General features: G+C 64.8%; 6 protein-coding genes. 4 read left to right on the top strand and 2 right to left on the bottom strand.

Annotated features, from left to right (window positions below; genetic code table 11):
* The first annotated feature begins 270 nt into the window (after nucleotides 1–270).
* The gene (locus ACZ7IB_RS35525) at nucleotides 271–465 is read left to right on the top strand and encodes a response regulator transcription factor (protein WP_470918341.1); all 195 of its coding nucleotides are present in this window, start codon (nucleotides 271–273) and stop codon (nucleotides 463–465) included.
* Nucleotides 466–1012: 547 nt separating this feature from the next.
* Entirely contained in the window at nucleotides 1013–1891 is an 879-nt protein-coding gene (locus tag ACZ7IB_RS35520; protein ID WP_470918339.1) for a hypothetical protein, read from the top strand.
* A 182-nt stretch (nucleotides 1892–2073) separates the two neighbouring features.
* Here ACZ7IB_RS35520 and ACZ7IB_RS35515 read toward each other — a convergent pair whose 3' ends face one another.
* Nucleotides 2074–2910: an MmyB family transcriptional regulator gene (locus tag ACZ7IB_RS35515; protein WP_470918338.1), complete on the bottom strand. Its 837-nt coding sequence runs from the start codon at nucleotides 2908–2910 to the stop codon at nucleotides 2074–2076.
* Nucleotides 2911–3183: 273 nt separating this feature from the next.
* Between ACZ7IB_RS35515 and ACZ7IB_RS35510 the strand changes: the two genes are divergently transcribed.
* Nucleotides 3184–3759 carry a hypothetical protein gene (locus tag ACZ7IB_RS35510; protein ID WP_470918337.1) on the top strand — a complete coding sequence of 192 codons (576 nt, stop codon included), beginning with the start codon at nucleotides 3184–3186 and terminating at the stop codon, nucleotides 3757–3759.
* Between the two features lie 10 nt (nucleotides 3760–3769).
* The gene (locus tag ACZ7IB_RS35505; RefSeq protein ID WP_470918335.1) at nucleotides 3770–5038 is read left to right on the top strand and encodes an MAB_1171c family putative transporter; all 1269 of its coding nucleotides are present in this window, start codon (nucleotides 3770–3772) and stop codon (nucleotides 5036–5038) included.
* A gap of 16 nt (nucleotides 5039–5054) precedes the next feature.
* On the opposite strand, the gene ACZ7IB_RS35500 is transcribed toward ACZ7IB_RS35505, so the two are convergent.
* A complete protein-coding gene (locus ACZ7IB_RS35500; RefSeq protein WP_470918333.1) occupies nucleotides 5055–5936 on the bottom strand; it encodes a helix-turn-helix domain-containing protein in 882 nt (293 codons plus the stop codon).
* Nucleotides 5937–6000 lie beyond the last annotated feature (64 nt).

The raw sequence follows: 6000 nt of genomic DNA, 5'->3' as shown, positions 1-6000 counted from the left end.
TCCACTTCCCCGCCTCCTCCCTTCCCCCCCCCCCCCCCCCCCCCCCCCCCCCCCTTTCCCTCTCCCCCCCCCCCCCCCCCCCCCCCCCCCCACCACTCGCACCGTCCTCATCGTGGCCGACTTCTCGGAACAGGCAGTGCTCAGGGCCGTGGGCTGCGGGGTGGCAGGATTCGTACCTCGCAGCGAGGCAACACCGGAGCACCTAGTCCACGTCACAGAGACCTTGGCACAAGGCAACGGCTACATGCCCCCAACCTGCTGGGAGCACTCATGTCGGAGGTTGACACATTGCAGGAGAACGTGCTCCGCCTCATCGCCGAAGGGCACGACACCGGAGTCATCGCGACGAAGCTCGCCTATTCCGAGCGCACGATCAAGAGCACGCTGCAAGCGGTGATGAGCCGCTACCAGCTTCGCAACCGGAGCCATGCCGTCGCGTGCGCGATGCGCCAGGGCCTGACCTGAGCAAGGGATGCCCTTATGCCAGCCCGTCGGCGGCACCGCACATTGGAACGGATGACGGCTGCCACCACTCCCACCGTTCTCCTTCGTAGCGTCAACGGTTGACGTAACACATACGGCTGCTGCCGCGTCTCTCAGTATCAAGGCCTTGGATCGCAGTCGGCCCTGTGGCCATTGGCGAGTGCTGCCGGCACTCACCGGCATTCCGGCCTCTTGGCGTCTGCCGATGCCTCCCGAATCCGCCGAGAAAAGCTGCTCCTCGTCATCTATGGAGCCACCCGCCCCATGCGCTGCCCCGGTCCAGCCGGTTCGACAGGGCCCATCTCCGCCAAGTCGGCCATCACTGTGATGTCGGCCACCCCTGCCGTCTCCTGTGCCAGGCGGGCCGGGTCGGCTAACGGGCGCTCGCCGTGCTGACACGAACTGGAGACCAGTACCAGACCAGCCCCTTGGTCCGACCTGGCCACCGCACTTCGTCGCTTTGGGCGGCAAGCTCTTGACGATGAGATGCCCAGCAATACGCAATAAACTAGCGCTTATGATGTCGAACATGCGCAAACTTGACACGAGTGACGATGGCGTCGGGGACATAGGCAGACACGCCGAGCAGCTGTACACGCAGCCTTCGGCCGATGACCTGCTCCGTCTGCCGGTCACCTTGGAGCCTCAGGCGACAGTCCCAGGAGTACTGAGGACGCTGATCGATCGAATAGGTCGTCCCACGTCCTACGGGGGCCGCGCTGACGGGCCGAGCATTCGCTGGCGATCGGAGTCGCGGACGCTGCTGCTGGACCAGGGGCGGGACGGCCTGCAGCTCACCGTGCGCCGCACTGCGGACCTGGAAGAGCGCGAGTTCGAGATCTTCGAACGCGGCGTGGGTGACGGACCAGGGCAGACCCTTCGATACGCCGACCTTCCGTTCCTGTGGCAGCTGTACGCCCCCCACCAAGGCACTCCCCCACCAGCGGTGGCCGCGACACACACGGCTTCGAACTGGGAGCGCTTGGAGGAGTCGCTGCAGACTTTGCTGACGGCATGGTCGGCTCAGATACCCGACCAGCTCGGCGCAGATGGCGGCTGGGCGCCTGGGTTCGACATCGTCAATCGTGCGGATGACAACCGCGTTCTGGCAGTCCTCTATAGCGCCCGGGATGACCTGTCCGCCTTCATCCACGATCAGGACGGGCCGGAGGTCGCGGGGCAGCAGGAGTCGATCACGGGCCGGGGGTGGCAGGCGTGGCTTCCCGTCCTCAGGTGCTGGGAGTCGTACTTCGCCCCTGACGCGGAGGGTGCTGCAGCGATAGCCCATCTGGTAGTTGCCGAGCTGCGGTTCCGCGGCGCCAACAGCCCTCGCGACCTGAGTGTCACCCGCATCAACGCTTCCATTCCTGGCCGGCTGTTCCTTCCCGGTCTGGGGATTGGCCACTGATCGGGGCCAATCCGCCTCCCTCGCTGATGCACTCCCGTGTGAGCGCGCCACCATAAGAGAGCCCCTCACGCCCAACCGCCTTGCAAGCGGAGACTGGTCAAGGCGAGCCAGGGGATGAACGACTTCAAAGCCCTCGTCCGCACGCCTATTGGCGGGTCAGGCAACGTCCTGCGCGGCACTCCTCACACCCCATTCAGTCGGGCCTGCGTAGGCACGGCAACCAAAAGCCGACTTGACGGAATGTCATCAACCGTCAGGCTTAGGAGAGTCACTTCGAATTCTCTGTCCCCATGATGCGGGAGAAAGATCCGTCGCGACTCCGAGGAATCAGGACGCGAAGGTGTCGGAAGCTTGGGTGAATTCCATATCTCACGCCCCTTGAGGTCGGAACGGACCACCCCGACCAGGGACTGAATCCGTTCGTCTTCCGGCCACAGCTCGGAATATAGACGCAGCCGGGCGACCAATGGCATGGCCCAGTCAATTTCCCAGTTGATCAGCTGGACTCGCGCATCGGGATACGTGAGCGCCCACTCCAGCACATTGAAGCCGTGCCGCACCCACGGCGAACCTTGGGTTGCTGCAGCATTACAGGCGAGAACGTCCCATCTGCGATCACACAAGAGGGCAGGCCATCGCTGGCCTTCAACGAATGCGACGACGGAATCGGGGAGTGAACCACCGGGCACCGGGAGATCCGACCCGTCCACCGATCGAGAGCCGCCGACGGAGCGCCGGACGGCCTCCCACTCCGCTTCGTCGAGCGCCAGGATCTGCCGCACCGAGCTGAGGAACGTCGGCGAGAAGTTGCGGGGTTTCCCCAGCTCAAGGTCTCGGTACCAGCGAGGGTCGGACCCACCGAGCAACTGAGCCACCTCACGCTGCGTGAGCCCTGGTTTGGATCTGGGGTCGAATCGGGCAGCGAAGCCAGGAATCCGCGCCGGGTCGATCCGGGCGCGGGCGTTCCGCAATATGCGGGTGATGGTCAGTGCCTCGGGGGCGTTTCTTGTCACGGTCACATTACGAGATTCGTGGGTTGTTGATCACATCTTCTTTGACTCGACCTATGCGCAGGTTCGAGCTTTCCAAAGGTTAGCAGGGAGATTTGTCCCACCTAGATGCGGGAAGTTCCTGCCCGCCGATAGGTCAAGTCGATCACATCGGTGCCTATACGCCGTAAGGGGGACTCTCAATTCCCTCTATCCGACTAGACGGGGCTTTTCTGCCGGGCGGTAGGCATGGGAACCTCTGCTTCTGGTTGTTGTGATGCATTGCGCTGTGGGAGGACGACGATGGAGTTGCTGGAGGCGCTGCGCTCGGGCATTGAGGTGCGCAGGCTACGTAAGGTGTGTGAGGCGAAACTGGCACACTTGCCGCTTCCCACTCCGTTTAGCATCCCGGGCCTGGTGTCCGCGATGGAGATGACCCGCGGGCGCACTATCCGACTGATTCCGATCGATGACCGGGATGCCGACTTGCGTACCGCCTGCGGTCTTCGCGTGAGAGGGCGGAGTACCACCTACGTGCTCTACCGGCGCAGGCCTACGCCGAACCAGACCGAGCACACGATCCTGCACGAGCTGGCGCACGAGTGGCTCGACCACGGGGCGTCCATTCCTCCGGCACAGGTGGCGCGCTCGCTGCCCATTGGTGCACTTCGGCAGCTGGCTGAGGTAATCGGCGCGGACACAGTCATCCAGGCACGCGCCCGGTATGACACCGCGGAGGAGCGGGAGGCCGAGCTTTCAGCGTCGCTGATCAAGCGCCTGGCCCGCCGACGACCCGCGGGAGACGACCTGGTCAGCCTCCTGGAGTCGAGCCTGTCCCATCCCGTGGCCGCGCCGCAGCAGTCGATCCGGCAGAAGTAGGGAGCCACCTGTGCTGGGTGGACTGACCTACGTCATAGCCATCGCGATGACGATCGTCGCCCTGTGGCGGCTGCCGGCCGCTCTTCGCTTCCGGGATCCCCTCCGTCGCGCTCTCTGGGGATGCAGTGCGGGTTTCGCCGTGGCGATGTGGTGCCGCGTCCCAGAGGTGAAGTACGCGCTGGACCGGTCGGCCGTTACGGACCTGTCTGCGCTACTCAAGTACGTGTCGTCCATGATCGCGATCCTTGCGGCACTGAGCTACATCACTGCGATCTACGGGAAGCCCCGGCCGGGGCGGACTCCGCGTCACATCGCCGTGTCGCGGCGAGTGAGCCGGGTGGCCCATGCCTCAGCCTTCGGCGCCGTGGCGGCGATGGTCATCCTCTTCTTCACCGCGGTGGACCGAAGCCAGCCCAGTGTCGACTTCGCCAGCGACCACGCCGGCCAGTGGGGCGCCGCAGTCTTCATTTCGATCGACTACGTCTATCTCAGCGCGGCTTCGGCGACATGCGCCTATCAGTGGTTCAAGGCAGGCCGACGGGCCGACATTCAAGCGTTGCGTCTCGGATTGACCCTTATGGCCACTTCGGCAACCATTTACGCCATCTATCCAGCGGTTCGGATCTTCACTGTGTGGGCACCAACGGGCGTCAGCGCGGTGATGATGCGAACCATCTCTGACACGGTCAACATCGCGGCGGCCTGCCTCTGGGCAGCAGGGGCCAGTATCCCCACGACCCACGCCGCCGTGACACGCTGGACATCGTGGCGGACGCTGAACACTCTTTACCCCCTCTGGCATGAGTTGGTGGGCCAGTTCCCTCACCTCGCCTTTCAGCCGCCGGTGTCGCAATTCAGGGAGCTGACCCGCACTTCGCCACCACTTGATGTCCGCCTTGACCGGTGGACACAGGAGATTGCCGATGCGGTGGAGCAGCTGCGCCACCATGCCAGCCCGGACCTGCTGATGTGCGCCGAGGCCGCTACGGAGGCTCTGGCTGATCCCGAGCCGGCCGCAGAGGCGTACTGGATCAAGGCCGCTCTGCAGAACGCGCGGTCCGGCCGACGGGTCGAACTGCCCGTGGGCGGACTTCCCGACAAGCCCCTCGCCGACAGCCAGGCAGAGGCCTTCTGGCTCGTGCGTGTCCAGCACGCCTACGCGGCTATCACGGATGAGCAGGTACGTCAGCTGCTCGACGAGGCCGGAGCGCGCCGCGAATCGGGCGCATCACCCCTTCGTCAACCTCTCCGGGCAGGCGCCGGCTCCTCGACCGCCTAGCTAGGTCACCAGCTGGTTACATAGGAGGCGCTGCGGGTGGCTGGCGATCATTGTGCTCTCGGATTTCGCTGTCGATCAGCTCGTTGAGAACGGCGAGAAAGGCATCGGACACCCCGCCCTCGCCGCCTCGTGCGGCGAGGGTGATCTGATGCTGCTCGGCGAGGTACCGGATGTCGTCGAGGACTCGCCGCTCCATGGCCTTGTCGTCCTGGAAGTGCAGCGGCGAAACACCGAAGTACAGGCCAAGTGCCTCGAAGGCCATCGTCTGTGCGGCATCCGTGAAGATCTGGTCCGGTGGCGTGCCGGCGCGAAGAGCCTCAATCTGCGCGGCGTTGATGGCTTCGCTGCCGACCGTAGCGTTGATGGATGCGGCGACATCCGCATCGGAAGGAACACCTTCAGGGAATGTGGCCTGGAGGAGCTCCGTCAGCTTTTCCGCCAGCGTCTGCGGCGCTGGCGTGGTGGTTGCCGGCACGAATTCACCGAATGACCTGTCCTGGGCGGCCACCAGTTCCTCGACGCTGACCCCGTAGGCGCGTGCCACGGCTGGCAGCGATGAGCTGTCGAGGCGGCGCCTCCCGCGCTCCGCAGCACCCAGCTGGAAGCGGCTTACTTCTTTGACCACGTCGGCAGCGCTGCCCTGCGAGAAGCCGGCGTCACATCTCAGGTCGGCGAGGTCGGGGTCACCGTCCCGAGGAAAGAGGTCATCCAGGTGTTGATGGAGCGCCTTGGCGATGCCGGGCAGTTTCTCGGGAGCCGGGAACGCCTTGCCGCTCTCCCAGCGGGCGACTTGCACATGGGATCCAAGTCCGAGGTCCTCTGCCAGCTGGTGCTGGTGCATTTCTGCTGCTCGGCGGACCGCTCTTAGGCGTGGGCCGTCAAATCGGCGAGGTGGCACCTCACGCTCCTGAAGCTGCTGGTGGGCGGGACGAAGGACAGATTAACTAGCCCACTTGTCTCTA

The organism is Streptomyces sp. NPDC037301 (assembly GCF_055602785.1).
This window is presented reverse-complemented; position numbering and strand designations above follow the sequence as displayed.